Source organism: Flavobacterium sp. Sr18, assembly GCF_011064265.1.
Taxonomy (GTDB): Bacteria; Bacteroidota; Bacteroidia; order Flavobacteriales; family Flavobacteriaceae; genus Flavobacterium; species Flavobacterium petrolei.
Genome location: NZ_CP049329.1, coordinates 2,185,207 through 2,204,177, shown reverse-complemented (window position 1 = coordinate 2,204,177; position 18,971 = coordinate 2,185,207). Strand labels below are relative to the sequence as shown.

The window sequence follows — 18,971 nt, the reverse complement described above, 5'->3', positions numbered from 1 at the left end:
AATATTCGGTTTAGTTTTAAATAAACGTTTCTCAATTTTCTGTTAACAGCAAATGCTAACGACAAACTAATTTTATCTTTGTTTACTAAAAATACAATGCAACTTTCTTAATTATGAAATACACAACATTACCCAATACTGATGTAAAAGTCAGCAAAATCTGCCTTGGAACGATGACTTTTGGGGAGCAAAACACCGAAGCTGATGGTCATGCCCAAATGGATTATGCTTTAGAAAATGGGGTTAATTTCTTTGATACTGCCGAAATGTATTCGGTTCCCGGGCGCGAGGAAACCTATGGGAGTACCGAAAAAATCCTTGGAACTTGGTTCAAAAAAACTGGAAAAAGAGAAGAAATAATTTTGGCATCCAAAATTGCCGGACCCAATCCAAATTTTGGCTACATGAGAGAAAAATTAGATTTTTCAACAGCCAGTATCAAGTTTGCATTGGATCAAAGTTTACGACGTCTGCAAACAGATTATATCGATTTGTACCAATTGCATTGGCCAGAACGCAAAACCAATTATTTTGGACAACGCGGTTTCAAAGTACAGGATGATGCTTGGGAAGATAACATTCATAATGTTCTTGAAACATTAGACGGTTTTGTCAAAGAAGGAAAAATCAAACATATCGGACTTTCAAATGAAAATCCTTGGGGAATCATGCGTTTTCTGGAAGAGAGTAAATATAATAATTTGCCAAGAGTAAAAACGATTCAAAACCCATATTCGTTATTAAACAGACTTTTTGAAAACGGTTCTGCTGAAGTTTGCCTGAGAGAAAATGTAGGTTTATTGGCGTATTCGCCGATGGCTTTTGGGGTTTTGTCTGGAAAATTCCTAACTGGTGAAGCGCATCCAAATGCCAGAATCAAATTGTTTCCGCAGTATTCTCGATACAACAGCGCACAAAGTACTGAAGCTACACGATTGTATCAGGAGATAGCCAAAAAAAATGGACTGACTTTAACGGAATTGTCTTTGGCATTTATTGCACAACAGCCGTTTGTTACCAGCACGATTATTGGCGCAACAACATTGGAACAATTAAAAGAAAATATTGATACGATTCAAGTTACACTTTCGGATGAAATTCTAAAAGCGATTGATGAAGTACAAGCCGTGATTCCAGATCCGGCACCGTAAATAAAAATCCATTTTTTGTCATTCCTACAAAGGAGGAATCCCATTATGTGAGATTCCTCCTTTGTAGGAATGACAATTTCTATTTATAATTCCCAATAATTAAAGATCAAATTCCTCTTCAATTGATAAAGAATCCACTTTTATTAACGTTGAATCTTGTACTTTGAATTTGATAAAAGATTTTGCTGGTCCTGAAATCAATATGGGTAAGGACTTATAAATAGTGTCTTCTGGAGTCAAAAGACCTCTTCGAAACATAATATTCGTTAAGAACGATTCTTGTTTTACAGCAAAATCTTTCAACATTCCCTGATCGTTAAACTGATACATGAATTTCTTAGGACTTGGAATAATTCGGGCGAGATACAAGCATTCGTTCAGCGATAATTCCGAAGGTGTTTTTTGGAAGTAAAACTGACTTGCTTCGCCAATTCCATATACATTTGGACCCCATTCAATAATATTAAAATACACTTCAAGCATGCGTTCCTTGCTCACAATTCGGTTATTTTCCAGAATGTAAACCAATAAAATTTCTTCCAGTTTACGGGATACGGTTTTCTCCCGACTTAGAAAAGCATTTTTTACTAATTGCATGCTGATGGTACTAGCACCACGGGAGAACTTTTTAGTTCGGATGTTTTTTACGATGGATTGTTTGAAAGCCTCGCTGATAAAACCACGGTGCGAAAAGAAAGAAGGATCTTCTGTTGTTAAAACCGACTTTCTTAAATACGGTGAAATTTGGTCTAAAGGCGTATAATTTGGATTGGCTGAACCAACTAAAACCGGTCGCTGCAATACATTTTTGATAAGTGCACGATATACAAATTCTCCATTAAGTTTGTTGAGATTGGCTTCTCCGTATTTTGTGATCTTTAGATTTTCTTTCTTCAATTTACTGTCAAAAACCAGCTGATTGGGTTTGTTTTGGTTAAAAGCAAAATCCAGTTTGTAGTCGAAAGTACCTGTAGCTTCCATTCCTTGAAAGTGGGTAAATAAACCATCAGGAAGCGAAGTGATAAAATCAAGTGCTTTCATTTTTGGAATATTGACCTTGAGTTTGTAAATTGTATCTTTTTCAGTTTCGTACGCCAAGTAAGGGTGAAATTTAATTTTATTCAATTGAACCGTTGAGCTGCTGTCTATCGAAATAAAATCAGAACCCAATAAGAATCGGTAATCAAATTTGGCGTTTTTTAGTAGTACATCTTTACTGGCAATTTTTGGATGATTGATTTTTAAATTGGCAATAGCCATAAACCCGTCAATGTGCAGTTCGTCACCGTCTTTATCGATGTTTTGAATGTTCAATCGAATCGAGTCAAAGCTTGACTTCAGGTTGAAACGCTCGTCTAAATATGGCATTTGGATGGCACCAGTATCAATATTAACGAAGCGTATATCTGCTTTTTTGTTTCTTGGATCGGCAAATCCTTTAATTTTCCATCGTTGTGAAATCGTATTGGTTTGAACTTTTATCGAAGTTTCGAGTTGTTTGTTGATTAATCGCAGTTTTTGGAAATTGATGGTTGCCTTTTTTCCGTTATCATCGAGTCGGAAAGAAAGATTGTCCAAAATCATATCTGTTGGGACTAAATTCAGTGCTTTTGAGATTATTCTGTAGGCAAACTGAGCGTAATTTCTTTTTTCATCACGAATTTCTGTTTGATTGTCTTTTTTTAGAAATGCATCATAATTTCCCGACTTTCCTTTTTTTACTAACTGGACAAAACCATTTTGCATTTCTAGAGTTCCAAGTTGCAAGTCGCCGGTGATTAATTTCCATAAATTGACACTGGTTTTTAGTTTTTGAATTTTAAAAAGAGTGTCTGCATTTTTTGGAACCAGAATTATTTTGGTAAGATTCAACCCCGATAATCCATCAAAAGATGCTTTTTTTATTGAAAAAGTACTATTGTAATCTACTTCCATCTCGTGTGATACCTTAGCGATGGTTTGTTGTAAAACGGCATCACGAAATATGTAAAAAGCAATAATCATGATGGCAAATAATACAAAAAGTATTTTCGCAGCAAGGATTATTTTTTGTTTTCCGGTTCTCATAAATGATTTGGATACTTGATAAAATCTAAAATAATGGAGTTTAGAATCTCGTGTATAAAGAAAAGCAAAATAATACCAAAGGAAAGTTTTTTATAGTTTTCTTTAGAATTTTGATGAATAATATAATTTCGTTCGAATGTAAACATAAAAAAACTACAACTTAAATAGTGCTGTAGTTTCTAAATTGTTTTGTTGTGGTCAATTAGCTTTTTGGCTTTGGTTCTTTGTATTCATAAGGATTGTAGAACCTACGCACTTTCTCCACAATTTGATTTAACGTCATTTTGTCTGCGGTTTCTACGGCTTTTAGTTTTCCGGGTTCAATTAAATGATCTTTCATTAATTTTTGTTCCAGTTTTGTTTTGGTTTGCGCCGGGCCAAAAACAATAAGTTCATCTGATTTTTTCACATACGAAAGAACAGATTTTATAAAATAATCCAGTTCTTGTTCTTTTCTGTTCTCAAATTTTTTGTCGCTATTGCCATGATGAACTCCTGAGAAAGTTCCTTTATTACCTTCGTCATTATGATGTACACTATTTTCAACCTCGGAATCTATTTCGGTAATTTTTTCTGTTTCACCATCAAGAGCAACAATTATTGCTTTTGAGGAATCTATCCAAATGCCAGTTTGTCTTTTCATGTCTTTGCTTTTTAAGTTAAAGTAGATTGTTTTTTCCTGTTTTATTGCAATAGAATCGCGCTTAGTTGACTTATTAAAACGTGTTCTGATTTATTTTTTCCTGAGAATGAAGAAGCTATGGCGTTAGCAGTTTTTAGAATCAGGGCATTAATTTCTGGAGTGAATAAGTGTAGATGTTCTTCCCTGAAAATTTTAAAGTCGGGCATGACTTGTTCCAATTCCCATTCATTGGCAACAAGCCAGTCAAAAACGATTTCGATTTCATAAGCAGCATCATCCCCAAATTCATTTAAACTATTTTCCAGCGGAAGCCATTCCTTTTTTATGATTTGTTTCAGTTTCTCGATTTCTTCTGTACGAATGGTTTTATCTATGGCCGCAATAGAATAGAACACTTTGCCTAAGTGTTCGTATAAATGAGTCATAGTTTGGTGAGAGGGTTTCATTTTATTTTCGTAAGACATTGTTAAACATAAAGTTACGAAAAATAATGAATCTCTTTCTTGATTTATTGTTTTTTATTTAAAATAAGAAACACATCAGTAGAATCTTGGAAACAAGAAAAGAGCTATTGTATTTTTGCCTCCAGAAATGACAACAAATTGTCTGTTTCCAGTTTTTGATTGGCGTATTTTCTTTGAAGTTCAGAACCTTCGCCCATTCTATTGTAATACTCCAACGCTTTTTTTGCAAAGAAGCGTTTGTGAAAATCTGGAAGTTCAGGAACTTGAGGGAATTTTACATGAAAAAGCATTTCATAATACGCTTGCCACTCCCTTTCGTTTTTATCTTCAACCAAGTTTTCTTTTGTTTTTTGACTCACGTGAATCATTTCATGCATCAGCAAATTGAGCATTAAATGCAGCGGATATTCGAAAGTGTTTTCAGGGATGCGTATGATTTGGGGTTCGCCAAGAGCACCTTCAGTAGTCATCAGGATAAATTCTGGTTTGGCCTTTTCCCTTAATTCGAAACCTTTGAAATTGGCGTTTTCTAAACCATATTCTTGTATTAAAAATTGGGCAGCGGCAATGGTATCTCCAAGTTCATGAAAGGTATTGACGATTTGCAAGTGTTCTGGATACGATTTCATTTTTTCTGCTTAAAATTATGTGAATGGATTGTAAATAGGCTTAGAATTGTATTTTGAAAATCTACTGCAAATTTAGTGTGAAACAGGGAATAATTGCAAAGTCTTTTCTATCCACGGATTTACTTTCGCAATTCGCCATCGCTCGTGTCAAATAGTAAAAAAGATAAATAAATGACAACATTTAACTGATATCAGATTCGCTACTATTCTTTTTCTGATTGATTTTGGCAACTAAAGTTTTTAATCGTAACGCTTTTTCTTTTTTTTCCTCCTGAAGCTTAGCCTTTTTCCGGTTTAGCAATTTGGTATGTAGAGCCTTATTTTTAGTGTTTTTTTCGGGTCCTTTTGCCATAATTTAAAAGCTACTTTAGTTTCGTTTACAAATATAAAAAAAGCCACATTAAAAACACAATGATATAAGTTGTAGCTTTTTACGGCATCTCTCTTTTTAAAAGGAATACCTAACCCCGACAACAGTGAAAATCCATTCTATTTTTCTATTAAAATAGAAAGATTGCAATCTCATCTTTAAAACGAGACAGGAAATAGCTTCAAATAAAAATTGGAATGCTTATTTTTGCGCTCTATAAAATTGAATCATGATACAGAATCCAAAAAGATATACGATTACAGCGGCATTGCCGTACACGAACGGACCGATTCACATTGGTCATTTGGCGGGTGTTTACGTGCCTTCGGACATATATTCCAGATATTTAAGATTGCAGGGAAGAGACGTTTTGTTTGTTTGCGGAAGTGACGAACACGGTGTCGCGATTTCGATGAAAGCCAAAAAAGAAGGCATTACGCCACAGGAAGTAATCGATAAATATGATGGAATCATTCGTAAATCGTTCTCGGATTTTGGGATTTCGTTTGATAATTATTCCAGAACTTCGGCTAAAATTCATCATGATACGGCTTCGGAGTTTTTTAGAAAACTGTACGAACAAGGTGATTTTATTGAGGAAGTGACGGAACAATTGTATGATGCGAAAGCAGATCAGTTCCTCGCAGACCGTTTTGTGGTAGGGACTTGCCCAAAATGTGGCAACGAAGAAGCCTACGGTGACCAATGCGAAAAATGTGGTTCAACGCTGAATGCTACGGATTTGATTAATCCAAAATCGACAATCACCGGAGAAACTCCAATCATGAAATCAACAAAACACTGGTTTTTGCCTTTGGACCGTTATGAAGATTTCTTGAAAGAATGGATTCTCGTTGGACATAAAAACGACTGGAAACCGAATGTTTACGGACAAGTAAAATCATGGATTGATGGCGGATTAGAGCCTCGTGCGGTAACTCGTGACTTGGATTGGGGTATTGATGTACCTATTGAAGGTGCCGAAGGAAAAAAATTATACGTGTGGTTTGATGCGCCGATTGGCTACATTTCTTCTACGAAAGAATGGGCCTTGCGCGAAGGAAAAGATTGGGAACCGTACTGGAAAGATCAGGATACAAAACTGGTTCACTTCATAGGGAAAGACAATATTGTTTTTCATTGCATCATTTTCCCAGCGATGTTGAAAGCCGAAGGAAGCTATATTTTGCCGGACAATGTTCCTGCAAATGAGTTCTTGAACTTAGAAGGAAACAAATTGTCTACGTCTAAAAACTGGGCGGTTTGGTTGCACGAATACTTGGAAGAATTCCCGAATCAGCAAGATGTTTTGCGTTATGCGTTGACATCGAATGCACCGGAAACTAAGGATAATGATTTTACCTGGAAAGATTTTCAGGCGAGAAATAACAATGAATTGGTAGCAATTTATGGAAATTTCATTAATCGTGTCGTGGTTTTAACCAATAAATATTACAACGGAATTGTACCTCAACCAAATGAACTTTCAGAAGTGGACGAAGCGACTTTAACCGAATTGAAAGCCTATCCAGCTGTGATTTCAAGTTCCTTAGAGCGTTACAGATTTCGTGAAGCTTTGAGCGAATTGATGAATGTGGCTCGTTTAGGAAATAAATATTTGGCGGATGAAGAGCCTTGGAAAGTCATCAAAGACAATCCGGAACGCGTACAAACGCAAATGTATGTGGCGTTGCAAATTGCTGCTGCGTTGAGTTCACTTTGCGAACCTTTCTTACCATTTACAGCAAAAAAATTATCAAGAATTCTAAAAATAGAAAGTCCGTTGAACTGGAATACTATTGCTCAAAATTCTGATTTAATTCCGGCTGGACACCAAATTGGGGAAGCTGAGTTGTTGTTTGCTAAAATTGAAGACGAGGAAATCCAAAAACAAATAGACAAACTGGAAGCAACTAAAACGGCTAATACGGCCGAAAATAAAAAAGCTGAACCACAAAAAGAAGCGATTCAATTTGAGGATTTTGCCAAAATGGATATTCGCGTAGGAACAATACTGGAAGCCGAAAAAATGCCGAAAGCCAACAAGCTTTTGATTTTGAAAGTAGATACCGGAATTGATGTTCGCACCATAGTTTCTGGTATTGCCGAAAGTTTTAAACCAGAAGATATTATTGGTAAAAAAGTTACTGTTTTAGTGAATTTGGCTCCAAGAAACCTTCGTGGCGTAGAAAGTCAAGGAATGATTTTGATGACCACCAATGCTGAAGGAAAACTGGTTTTTGTAAATCCAGATACCGATGGTGTTGCAAATGGAGAGACAATCAATTAAGAAAATTATAAAATGAAAATAAAAAAGCCGCAATTAGCTTTAATTGTTGGGATACTCTGCATTTCGATTTTTCCAATATTAATAAAACTTCGGTTAACTCCCGGACTAATTTCGGCTTTTTATAGAATGGCAATTGCAGTAACCTTGCTATTGCCGTATGTCATTATTACAAAAAAATTCAAGCTTCCAACTTTCAAAGTATTAATTCCTGCTATAATTTGCGGAATTTTATTTGCCTCAGATGTTGCCGTTTGGAATATTGCCATTCAAGAATCTAGCGCTACTCAGGCTTCACTGCTTACTAATTTATCACCGCTTTGGGTGGGCATTGGTTCATTTTTATTTTTAAAAACAAAACCCGCCACTAATTTTTGGATTGGAACTCTAATCTCATTATTCGGAATGATTATGCTGGTTGGTTTTCAGTTTTTCATCGAACTTAATTTTGACACTGCATTCCTGTTAGCCGTGTTATCGGGTATTTTATATGCTATTTACTTATTAATCAGTAAAAAAGTGCTTTCTAAAGTAGACGTGCTTTCATTTATGACCATCAGCCTAATCTCTTCAAGTCTATATTTAGGAATTCTCTGCTTAATACTAGAAGAACCTTTTTCCGGATTTTCTGATGCTGGTTGGCTGGTCCTGTTGATCCAGGCAGTAGTTTGCCAACTTTTAGCATGGTTATCGCTCAGTTATGCCACACAACACATGCGAGCTACAAGAGTGTCTTTGAGTTTGCTCGGTCAAGCCGTTTTGACTGCTATTTTAGCTTGGTTATTTTTAGATGAAATAATTACACTGCAAATGATTATCGGTGGAATTATTTTACTTTTGGGAATCCGAATTACCTTTTATTCAAAAACAATTTCAATGAAGAAAATTTTTTCAAAAACAGTAAAAGGTTAAAATAAAAACCTCAATTATTATCAAAATAAAATAAAAATGGAACTTAAAGTAATTGCTTTTGACGCCGATGATACCTTATGGATTAACGAAACGTATTTTGATGAAACCGAGAAGAAATTCTGTGGTTTAATGGAAGATTATTTGTCACATCAGGGAATTTCTAAAGAACTTTTTAAAGTCGAAATCGATAATTTAAAATTATACGGTTACGGAATCAAAGGCTACATTCTATCGATGATTGAAGCGGCAATGACTATATCGAATAACACACTTCCTATAGAAATAATCGAAAAAATCATTCAATACGGGAAAGAATTACTGGAGAAACCTATTGTTTTACTGGAAGGTGTCGAAGAAACTTTAGAAGCTTTACATGGAAAATACAAATTAGTGGTTGCCACCAAAGGCGATTTATTAGACCAGCGACGTAAATTACACAATTCAGGTTTAGGTCATTATTTTCACCATATCGAAGTGATGTCAGACAAACAGGAAATTGATTATTCTGATTTAATAAAACGATTGGAAATACAACCTTCCGAATTTTTTATGATTGGTAATTCATTAAAATCGGATGTTTTACCCGTTTTAGCAATTGGCGGACATGCCGTTCATATTCCGTTTCATACGACTTGGGCACACGAAAAGATTGATCATAAAGTAGAGCACGAAAACTTCAGCGCTTTTGAAAAAATCACCGAAGTGCTACAAAAACTAAAATATTAAAGCCTATTTCTAACCTCTTTTATTAATATCGCTAGTATTAACAATGAAATAACCACAATTTTAACGTTAATATTTTTATACAATCTATAAAATAAATTGCTAAATGTTGCCAATAGCATTGATTCGCAGCTAATTTATAGAATTAAAACTAATTCTTACATAATTAACGGTTTAAGTTTTCATATCCTTGATTATGTTGTACTTTTGCATAAAATTTTAAAAAAAATAATGATGAAAAAAATCATACTTACGTTAGTTTTTGCTTCTGCAATGACAACTTTAAGTGCTCAAACTGAGACTGAAAAAACTACAGAAAACGACTATAACAAATGGTCTATTGAATTAGCAGGTGGTGTTAACAAAACACAAAGACCTATGACTGCTGGTTACTTTACATCTACACCAAGTCCTTATGTGGCTGATCTAGGAGTAAGATACATGTTTAACAATAAATTCGGTTTGAAAGCGGATTTTGGTTACAACAGTTTTGAAGGAAAAAACAATTCAGTTGATTTTGACACTAAATATTACAGAGCAGACATTCAAGCTGTGGCTAACTTAGGAAGAATCATGAATTTTGAAACTTGGACAAACACACTAGGTTTATTAGGTCATGCTGGTTTTGGTTTAGCTCAACTAGAAGATCAAAATTCTGCTTTGAAAGACAGAATGGGTAATTTCATGGCGGGCGTAACTGGTCAAATTAAATTATCTAACAGAATTGCTTTAACTGGAGATTTTACAACAATCTTAAATGCATCTCAAGATGCTGCTTTTGATGCTGCAAGTACTCCTGGTGCAAGAGGTTTTTCTGGAATTCTTTTTAATGGTACTGTAGGTGTAACTGTTTACTTAGGTAAAAACGAAAAACATGCTGACTGGGTAATTGATAATGGAAACGAAATCGATGCGATGAAAAAACAAATCGCTGATATCGAAACTTCAATGTTAGATACTGATAAAGATGGTGTTGCTGATTATTTAGATCAAGAACCAAACACTATTTCTGGTGTAATGGTTGATACTAAAGGAAAATCAATTGATTTAAACAACAATAATGTTCCTGACGAATTAGAAAGTTATTTATTGAAAACTTACGGAAGTAATACTGATAAATCTGCTATCTTAAGTAACAATGAATTGATTAGAAACTTAATCAATGGTGGTTATGTTGCTACTTATTTTGATTTTAACAAATCAACTCCAACAAATGTTTCTACTGAAGGAACTGATTTTATCTTAACGTATTTAAGAAACAATCCTACTGCTTCAGTTGATATTATTGGTCATGCTGACGAATTAGGAAGATCAGAATACAATGATAAATTGTCTACTGCTAGAGCAAACAGCGTTAAAAATGTATTAGTGAAAGCTAACGTTGACGCTTCAAGATTAAATGTAGTTGCAGCAGGTGAAGATTCTTCAGTTGAAAAAGATTCAGATGCAGCAAGAAAATTAGTTAGAAGAGTTACTTTCAGAGTAAAATAATTCTTTCTCAATATTCTCTAAAAACCCTAAAGGAAATTTCTTTTAGGGTTTTTTTATGCCTTCTTATCCCGTCGAAAAACATTTTTCAGAAATCAATAAAAATAAAAGTTCCTCAAGAATGAATTTCTGATTAAGAAGATTAGCAGTACTTTTGAAAAACAAATAAAATTACGCATTTTGAAAACCCTTTTAGATATAGAAAATTGGCCTAGAAAAGAACATTTCCATTTTTTCAGACAATTTGAAGAACCATTCTTTGGTGCGACCGTAGATATAGATTGTACCAAAGCTTACGCGAATGCAAAAACACTGAACGATTCTTTTTTTAGTTATTATTTACATAAAACATTAGTAGCAGTGAATACGATTGAACCGTTTCGCTATCGAATTTCTGATGACCAAATATATATTTGTGACCAAGTAAATGCCTCGGCAACTATTGGTCGGGAAGATGGTACATTTGGTTTTTCTTTGATTGAATACAATCCAGATTTTACTGTTTTTGCAACAAATACTTCAAATGAAATTGAACGTATTCAGTCCACAACCGGACTTTTCACCCGAACATTTAATGACGACAATGTCATTCACTTTTCGGCGATTCCGTGGCTTGACTTCACCTCATTATCGCATGCCAGAAGTTATACTTTTCCAGATAGCTGTCCGAAGATTTCGTTTGGAAAAATGAAAATTGCTGACAATGGAAAAAGAACCATTGCAATGTCTGTACATGTGCATCACGGATTAATGGATGGTTTTCATCTCGGACAATTTGTGGATTGTTTCCAAGAATTGATGAACCAATAAAGGCATCCAATTTTTGTTTAAAAAAAAGTCCCGGTTTGCAGTTTAATTATACTGCAAACCGGGACTTAACAATTAGAAACTATTTTTACTTTCCTAAAAGCATTATTTCGTTTACCACTACTTCCGTGATATACCGCTTTTCTCCGTTTTTATCATCATAACTTCTATGTGTCAGTTTTCCTTCAATTGCAACTTCCTTTCCTTTGGTAACATACTTTTCAATGATTTCAGCAGTTTTTCCCCAAGCCACCAATTTATGCCATTGGGTTTCTTCTACTTTTTCTCCTTTGTCGTTTTTGTAACTTTCATTTGTTGCTAATGTGAAATTGGCTAGTTTTTTCCCACCGTCAAATGATTTGATTTCTGGATCATTCCCAACGTGTCCGATTAACTGTACTTTGTTTCTTAATGTACTCATGGCGTATAATATTTAAATGTTAGTATATGTTTTGTTGAATTGCTATTTCAAATCAACACTGCAAAGATGCGATGACAATCAAAAACTATTCGGTTACTAACTATTTACTTTCGGTTGTAACTATTTGTAAACGTTTGTAAATGGTAAAAAATCGTTATATTTGATAAAAATAAAATTTTTATGCAGGCCAAAATTAACAAAGTAGAGTTACGAAATCTGAAATTTGATGACTATAAAGAGTTAAAAAACTCAATGGTAGAATCGTATCCGGAAATGGTAGGTTCCTACTGGAGAGAACATCATATTGAAAAATTATTAAGCATTTTTCCAGAAGGTCAACTGGTAATTTTGGTAGATGGAAAAGTAGTTGGCTCTGCTTTGTCTCTAATTGTTGACGAAAGTTTAGTAGACAAAAACCACAATTACTCTGACATAACCGGAAAATACACCTTCTCTACCCACAACCCAAAAGGAGATGTGTTATACGGAATAGATGTTTTTATTCATCCAAATTATAGAGGACTGCGCCTTGGAAGACGATTGTACGACGCAAGAAAAGAATTGTGTGAACAATTGAATTTGAAAGCTATTGTTTTTGCAGGAAGAATTCCTAATTATGGACAACATGCAGAAACATTGACTCCAAAAAATTACATCGAAAAAGTAAAAAGAAAAGAGTTGCATGACCCTGTACTTTCTTTTCAGTTGAGTAATGATTTTCACGTAATTCGGGTAATGAAAAACTATTTGGAAGGCGATTCAGATTCCAAAGAATTTGCCGTTTTACTGGAATGGAATAATATTTATTACGATGAAAGTCCCAAACTAATAAACCTCGCAAAAAGTGTCATACGATTAGGGCTCGTTCAATGGCAAATGCGTCAATTGAATAATCTGGAAGCTTTATTCGAACAATGCGAATTTTTTGTTGATGTTGTTTCAGGATACGGCAGTGATTTTGCTTTATTTCCGGAACTATTCACCGCTCCCTTGATGGCAGATTACAACCATTTATCTGAGGCCGAAGCCATACGAGAGTTAGCAAAACATACGGAACCTATCCACAAACGTTTCCAGGAGTTAGCTATTTCTTATAATATCAATATCATTACAGGAAGCATGCCGTATTTAGAAAACGGCACGTTATACAATGTTGGTTTTCTCTGCAAAAGAGACGGAACTTCTGAGATGTATGCCAAAATTCATGTTACTCCAAACGAAGTTCAGCATTGGGGAATGACGGGCGGCTCACAAATTAAGACATTTGACACCGATTGCGGGAAAATAGGTATTATGATTTGTTATGATGTTGAATTTCCAGAACTTTCGAGATTAATGGCAGATGAAGGAATGAACATTTTATTTGTTCCTTTCTTGACAGATACTCAAAATGCGTATACGAGAGTCAAGCACTGCGCACAAGCTAGAGCGATAGAAAACGAGTGCTACGTAGCCATTGCTGGTTGTGTAGGTAATCTTCCAAAGGTGAACAACATGGATATTCAATATGCACAATCAGCAGTGTTTACACCTTCTGATTTTGCTTTTCCAAGTAACGGAATCAAAGCCGAAGCAACTCCAAATACGGAAATGACACTGATAGTCGATGTAGATTTAGACTTATTGAAAGAACTTCACGAGCATGGAAGTGTTCGAATTCTAAAAGACCGCAGAACTGACTTATACGACATCAAAAAAATAAATCCATGAACAAAACCTGCTTAGAATGTGGAGAAAAGATTGTGGGCCGGGAAGACAAAAAGTTTTGCAGCGACGGTTGTCGTAACGCTTTCAACAATAAAATCAACAAGGACAGTACTAATTTTATGCGCAACATCAACAACAAGTTGCGTAAAAATTACCGCATTCTATCTGAGCTAAACACCGACGGGAAATCAAAAGCCACACGAGCAAAATTGTTAAGTAAGGGTTTTGATTTTGAATTTTTTACCAATATCCTCCAGACCAAAACAGGAAACACCTACTATTTCCTCTACGACCAAGGCTATATGGTTTTAGAAAATGATTTTTATATGTTGGTCAAAAAAGACATTTAATAACGCAAATCCCCAAATCTATATAACCTATCATGAAAAAAGATTATTTTTCAATTTTTGCCGGCTTATTCATCTTAGCAATTCTGGGGCTAATTTATATTACGATGATGCCGCAATGGACTTCGGATGATGAAGGTTCTCTTTCTGATTTTTCAACTAAAAGAGCCTTAAACCAAGTAGAAGCAATTTCGAAACAACCTCATTTTGTAGGTTCTGCAAATCATGAAGTAGTTGCAAATTATCTCGTAAAAGAGCTGACTAAGTTAGGACTGGAGACTTCAATTCAGGAAGGATATACGCTTAGCGATTGGGGAAATCTAGTTCAATCCAAAAATATATTAGCCCGAATAAAAGGAACTTCTAACGCTAAAGCACTATTGCTACTTTCCCATTATGACAGCGCACCTCACTCTTACTCTCCTGGCGCCAGCGATGCGGGTTCTGGTGTAGCAACAATCCTGGAAAGTGTTCGTGCTTTTTTATACAATAAAACGCCGCATAAAAACGATATTATTATTCTGTTTTCAGATGCTGAGGAATTAGGACTGAATGGTGCTGCACTTTTTGTAACCCAACATCAGTGGGCTAAAGAAATCGGCTTAGTTTTAAATTTTGAAGCACGCGGCTCATCCGGTCCCAGCTATATGTTGATGGAAACCAACAAAGGAAATGCGGGATTAGTAAAAGAGTTCGCTTCCGCAAAAGCGACTTTTCCAGTTTCTAATTCCTTAATGTACAGCATCTATAAAATGTTACCCAACGACACTGATTTGACCGTTTTCAGGGAACAAGGCAACATTCAAGGTTATAATTTTGCTTTTATAGATGACCATTTTAACTATCACACTTCCCAAGATGACATCCATCATTTAAACAAAAACACATTAGCACATCAAGGTTCTTATTTGATGCCGCTATTAAATTATTTCTCAAACACAGATTTAAACACAACAAAAGCCAGCGAAGATTACGTCTACTTCACCATTCCGTACACCTTTATAAGTTATCCTTTCAGTTGGGTTTTGCCTATGGTAATAATTGCATTGGCGCTGTTTATTTTCCTGCTGTTTTTAGGAAAAGCTAAACGCATTCTGTCGTTTAGGGAAATCGGTAAAGGATTTATACCGCTTTTGGGTTCTTTATTTGCAGCTGGATTAATCACTTTATTCGGGTGGAAAGGCTTATTAATGGCCTATCCGCAATACAATGATTTACTCAACGGATTTACCTATAATGGACATGCTTATATTGCCGCTTTTGTATTATTATCCGTAGCGATAAGTATGGTTTTTTATCATTTATTATCTGAGCGAAAAGTAACTATCAATCATTATGCAGCGCCATTATTTTTATGGATTATCATCAACGGAATTCTAGCTTTTGTGTTACCAGGAGCAGGATTTTTAATTATTCCGGTGTACTTTGGGCTATTGATTTTTGGGCTTTTTATTGTGACTCAAAAATCGAACAAAACATTAAATCTCCTATTAAGCATTCCCGCTTTGATGATCATAGCGACTTTTATCCAAATGTTCCCAATAGGTTTAGGATTGAAAGTCCTGTTTGGAAGTGCTATCCTTACGGTGCTGACTTTTGGCCTATTATTGCCGGTTTTTGGGGCTTTCGCCAAAAAGGGAATCTGGTCCATACTGCTACTTTTGCTTTCCATTGGCTTTTTTGCGAAAGCACACTCCGAATCCGGTTACGAAGCTGGCAAAGCAAAATCAAACAGTTTATTGTATATTTATAATGCCGATACGGACCAAGCAAGTTGGGCAACGTATGACACCAATCTTGATTCCTGGACCAAAGGCTATTTGGGTGAAAACCCGAAAAACGCAACCAATTTGAACGAAATTCCTTTGTTCAGCAAATACAATTCTGGTTTTACGTACGCGGCGAATGCACCTAAAAAATACCTTCAGAAACCAAGTATTGAATTTCTGGAAGACCGAATCGTAGGCAATCAACGGTATTTGAAAATAAAAATTTCCCCAAATCGAAATGTTAATCGCTATGATATTTTTGCCAATGAAAAAATGGCTCTTCACAATTTCAAAGCTAATGGCGTGACAACATTAGGCAAAAAAAATTCACTTTATCAGCGAAAAGGCAAAAAGATATTGAGCTATTATGTGGTAGGAAATGCACCTTTAGAAATGCAGTTCAGCATGAATGTTTCAACAGTTTTAGATATGGAACTGTTAGAAAGTTCATTTGATTTGTTGTCAAACCCATTATTTGAAATCACAAAAAGAGAAAACTGGATGATGCCAACACCTTTTGTTCTGAACGATGCAGTGGTCATTAGACAAAAAATAAAAGTGAGTCCGGTTGTTGTGAATACTTTGGATGCTGCTGTAACACATCCTGTTGTAAAAGATAGTTTAACAGTTGCTAAAGACAGTTTGAAAGTCAATTAATTTTTCAAAAAATGACAAAAATTAGTATTCTAGGTTGCGGTTGGTTGGGTTTTCCTTTGGCGAAAGCCTTACTTTCAAAAGGATTTTCCGTGAAAGGTTCGACAACTTCTGATGAGAAAATAGCAATATTAAAAAATGCAGAAATTACACCTTTCTTAATTGCGCTTTCAGAAAACAAAACGACTGGAAACCTAACTGAATTTCTGGAAAATTCTAAAATTCTGATTATCGATGTTCCGCCGAAACTTCGTGGCTCGGGGACCGAAAATTTTGTTACCAAAATCAGAAATGTAATTCCGTTTATAGAAAAATCTTCTATTGAAAACGTGCTTTTCATCAGTTCTACTTCGGTTTATAATGATGATGATACTTTTGTTACTGAAGAAACAATCCCAAAACCGGATACGGAAAGCGGCAAACAATTACTGGAAACCGAACAGCTTTTGCAAAACAACAGCCATTTCAAAACAACGGTTTTACGTTTTGGCGGCTTAATTGGCGAAGACCGTCATCCTATAAAATTCTTAGCTGGCCGTGAGAATTTAGACAATCCTGATGCACCCATTAACTTAATTCATCAAGACGATTGTATTGGAATAATTCTAAAAATTATTGAAGCGGATTATTGGAATGAAACCTTCAATGCGGTGGCTCCATCACATCCTTCGCGAGAACTATACTACACCCAAAAAGCAAAGGATTTGAATTTGGCTTTACCAAAGTTTAATTCTGAACAAAATTCTGGTGGAAAAATAATTTTAAGTGCTCGTATTGAAAACGTTTTAAAGTATACTTTTACGAAACCAAATTTGTAACGTGAGAACTAAAATTAAGAATGCTGTTTCGTCGAAAGTTAGCGCCATTGGATTACCTATTTTGGCATTGTGCTGGGTCAGTTTTTTTTGGGGAACCACTTGGATTGCTTCAAAAGAAGGCGTAAAACACATGCCTGCTTTACAGCTTGTCGCTATCAGGCAATTTCTGGGAGGATTTCTTTATATTTCCTATTTTTTATATAAAAAAGCGCCTTGGCCAAAGGGAAAACAATGGAAAACAATTATCATTCTAAGCATTCTTAATTTTGTTCTAAGCAACGGATTAAGCACTTGGGGAGTAAAGTATATTAGTAGTGGTTTAGGAGCAATAATTGGCGCGTGCGTCCCTTTATGGATTGTGATCATTACTTTTTTCAGAGGCGAACGATTGTCCAGATTATCAGTTACGGGTTTGATTATCAGTTTTAGTGGCGTTTGCGTTATTTTTTACGACCATTTGAGTGATTTTTTGATTCCAAATTTCAGATTCGGAATAATTATTTCCATAATTTCTACATTGACATGGGCTTTTGGAACGTTGTACACGAAGAAGAAAGCGGCAACTTTTAATCCTTATTTTAGCTTAGGAATACAAATGTTCTTGTCCAGTATTTTAGTTTTTGCCTATACCGGCGCAACTGGAATATCTGTAAGTTTAAGTGAAATACCTGCAATTTCGTGGTGGTCTATTGGGTATTTAGTTGTTTTTGGTTCCATCCTTACTTTCATTGCCTTTATCTATGCACTTCAAAATCTTCCTGCTGAAATTAGCAGTGTTTATTCCTATATTAATCCCATTATTGCTGTGCTTCTGGGTGCTGTTATTTTTGGCGAAGTGCTTAATGCAGCAATTGCAATAGGCGGAAGCGTTACATTGTTTGGATTGTACTTAGTGAATTATTCATTGAGAAAAACACGAAAATGATACTGTTCTCACAAACCTGATAGCAACAGATAAAAAACTAAAATTCATTTTTACAAATAGATAGCACCAAATTTTAGCCCCCTAAATCAAATTATATGTCTCTAGAAATTTTATTGGTAGATGACCACATTATGATAACTGACTGTTACAAAATGGCTTTAACAGATTTAGAAATAAGCACACGAATTACATCTGCTAATTCGCTAGAAAATGCCTATAAATTCATTTTTGATAATGGTCCAGATGTACGCATCGATTTAGTAATACTAGATTTAAGCATGCCTGAATACCCCGAAAAAAACATAGAAAATGGAGAAGATTTAGCAAAATTAATTCGAGTAAGACATCCTAAAACTAAAATTATTTTTATCACAGGTTATTGCAACATTATAAGATTAAACAGCATTATACATGATATAAATCCAGAAGGTTTGATTGAAAAATCAGATCTTGATTTTAGTTCAATCAGTATTATTTGCAATAAAATTATTGCTGGAGAAATATATAAGAGTGAAAGAGTAAAAAAAACAATTGACGATTTTTCAACCAAAGAAATGTTTTTAGATACTATTGACAGACAGATTATAATTCTTATCAGTCAAAACACCAAAACGGTAAATATGCCTGAGCTATTGAACTTGAGCTTGAGTGCTATTGAAAAAAGAAAAGCAAAAATAAAAATATATTTTGGTGTAGAAAAAGGAAGCGACGACGCTATTATTAGGAAAGCCAAAAAAATAGGATTTGTTTAAGAAATCTTTTTCTAAAACAATTTAGTCTTTAGATTGT

At 34.9% G+C, this 18,971-nt stretch carries 18 protein-coding genes; 12 read left to right on the top strand and 6 right to left on the bottom strand.

Annotation, left to right across the window (positions count from 1 at the left end):
• Positions 1 to 113: 113 nt before the first annotated feature.
• The gene (locus G7A72_RS09760) at positions 114 to 1,151 is read left to right on the top strand and encodes an aldo/keto reductase (RefSeq protein WP_165152324.1); all 1,038 of its coding nucleotides are present in this window, start codon (positions 114 to 116) and stop codon (positions 1,149 to 1,151) included.
• 99 nt (positions 1,152 to 1,250) lie between these two features.
• Here the strand turns inward: G7A72_RS09760 and G7A72_RS09755 are convergent, their stop codons facing one another.
• The 5 genes from G7A72_RS09755 to G7A72_RS09735 all read right to left on the bottom strand — a co-directional run bounded on the left by G7A72_RS09755 (position 1,251) and on the right by G7A72_RS09735 (position 5,306).
• On the bottom strand, positions 1,251 to 3,218 hold the full coding sequence (locus G7A72_RS09755; RefSeq protein ID WP_165152323.1) for a transglycosylase domain-containing protein: 1,968 nt from the start codon (positions 3,216 to 3,218) through the stop codon (positions 1,251 to 1,253).
• Positions 3,219 to 3,420: 202 nt separating this feature from the next.
• On the bottom strand, positions 3,421 to 3,861 hold the full coding sequence (locus tag G7A72_RS09750; protein WP_113664604.1) for a hypothetical protein: 441 nt from the start codon (positions 3,859 to 3,861) through the stop codon (positions 3,421 to 3,423).
• A 41-nt stretch (positions 3,862 to 3,902) separates the two neighbouring features.
• Complete coding sequence (locus G7A72_RS09745) at positions 3,903 to 4,286, bottom strand: hypothetical protein (protein WP_165152322.1); 384 nt, start codon at positions 4,284 to 4,286, stop codon at positions 3,903 to 3,905.
• 143 nt (positions 4,287 to 4,429) lie between these two features.
• Positions 4,430 to 4,954, bottom strand: a complete 525-nt coding sequence (locus G7A72_RS09740) for a hypothetical protein (protein ID WP_165152321.1) — start codon at positions 4,952 to 4,954, stop codon at positions 4,430 to 4,432.
• Between the two features lie 181 nt (positions 4,955 to 5,135).
• A complete protein-coding gene (locus G7A72_RS09735) occupies positions 5,136 to 5,306 on the bottom strand; it encodes a hypothetical protein (protein WP_165152320.1) in 171 nt (56 codons plus the stop codon).
• Between the two features lie 247 nt (positions 5,307 to 5,553).
• On the opposite strand from G7A72_RS09735, the gene metG reads away from it, so the two are divergent.
• The 5 genes from metG to G7A72_RS09710 all read left to right on the top strand — a co-directional run bounded on the left by metG (position 5,554) and on the right by G7A72_RS09710 (position 11,544).
• Positions 5,554 to 7,614, top strand: coding sequence for a methionine--tRNA ligase (metG, locus tag G7A72_RS09730; RefSeq protein WP_165152319.1), 2,061 nt, complete (start codon positions 5,554 to 5,556; stop codon positions 7,612 to 7,614).
• A gap of 12 nt (positions 7,615 to 7,626) precedes the next feature.
• Complete coding sequence (locus G7A72_RS09725) at positions 7,627 to 8,523, top strand: DMT family transporter (protein WP_165152318.1); 897 nt, start codon at positions 7,627 to 7,629, stop codon at positions 8,521 to 8,523.
• Positions 8,524 to 8,559: 36 nt separating this feature from the next.
• Entirely contained in the window at positions 8,560 to 9,249 is a 690-nt protein-coding gene (locus G7A72_RS09720) for an HAD family hydrolase (RefSeq protein ID WP_113664609.1), read from the top strand.
• A gap of 231 nt (positions 9,250 to 9,480) precedes the next feature.
• On the top strand, positions 9,481 to 10,737 hold the full coding sequence (locus tag G7A72_RS09715) for an OmpA family protein (protein ID WP_113665439.1): 1,257 nt from the start codon (positions 9,481 to 9,483) through the stop codon (positions 10,735 to 10,737).
• Positions 10,738 to 10,914: 177 nt separating this feature from the next.
• Positions 10,915 to 11,544, top strand: coding sequence for a chloramphenicol acetyltransferase (locus G7A72_RS09710; protein ID WP_165152317.1), 630 nt, complete (start codon positions 10,915 to 10,917; stop codon positions 11,542 to 11,544).
• Positions 11,545 to 11,629: 85 nt separating this feature from the next.
• On the opposite strand, the gene G7A72_RS09705 is transcribed toward G7A72_RS09710, so the two are convergent.
• The gene (locus tag G7A72_RS09705; protein WP_113664611.1) at positions 11,630 to 11,962 is read right to left on the bottom strand and encodes a single-stranded DNA-binding protein; all 333 of its coding nucleotides are present in this window, start codon (positions 11,960 to 11,962) and stop codon (positions 11,630 to 11,632) included.
• A gap of 180 nt (positions 11,963 to 12,142) precedes the next feature.
• Between G7A72_RS09705 and G7A72_RS09700 the strand changes: the two genes are divergently transcribed.
• The 6 genes from G7A72_RS09700 to G7A72_RS09675 all read left to right on the top strand — a co-directional run bounded on the left by G7A72_RS09700 (position 12,143) and on the right by G7A72_RS09675 (position 18,934).
• Entirely contained in the window at positions 12,143 to 13,672 is a 1,530-nt protein-coding gene (locus G7A72_RS09700) for a bifunctional GNAT family N-acetyltransferase/carbon-nitrogen hydrolase family protein (protein WP_113664612.1), read from the top strand.
• Positions 13,669 to 14,019 (top strand): hypothetical protein, encoded by a 351-nt coding sequence (locus G7A72_RS09695; RefSeq protein WP_113635944.1) that lies wholly within the window; start codon positions 13,669 to 13,671, stop codon positions 14,017 to 14,019. Before G7A72_RS09700 ends, G7A72_RS09695 begins: the two co-directional genes overlap by 4 nt.
• Positions 14,020 to 14,123: 104 nt before the next feature.
• The gene (locus G7A72_RS09690; RefSeq protein WP_165153727.1) at positions 14,124 to 16,442 is read left to right on the top strand and encodes a M28 family peptidase; all 2,319 of its coding nucleotides are present in this window, start codon (positions 14,124 to 14,126) and stop codon (positions 16,440 to 16,442) included.
• 11 nt (positions 16,443 to 16,453) lie between these two features.
• Complete coding sequence (locus G7A72_RS09685; RefSeq protein WP_165152316.1) at positions 16,454 to 17,257, top strand: SDR family oxidoreductase; 804 nt, start codon at positions 16,454 to 16,456, stop codon at positions 17,255 to 17,257.
• Between the two features lies 1 nt (position 17,258).
• Positions 17,259 to 18,182 (top strand): DMT family transporter, encoded by a 924-nt coding sequence (locus G7A72_RS09680; RefSeq protein ID WP_113664614.1) that lies wholly within the window; start codon positions 17,259 to 17,261, stop codon positions 18,180 to 18,182.
• Positions 18,183 to 18,277: 95 nt separating this feature from the next.
• Complete coding sequence (locus G7A72_RS09675; RefSeq protein WP_165152315.1) at positions 18,278 to 18,934, top strand: response regulator; 657 nt, start codon at positions 18,278 to 18,280, stop codon at positions 18,932 to 18,934.
• Positions 18,935 to 18,971: the final 37 nt, after the last annotated feature.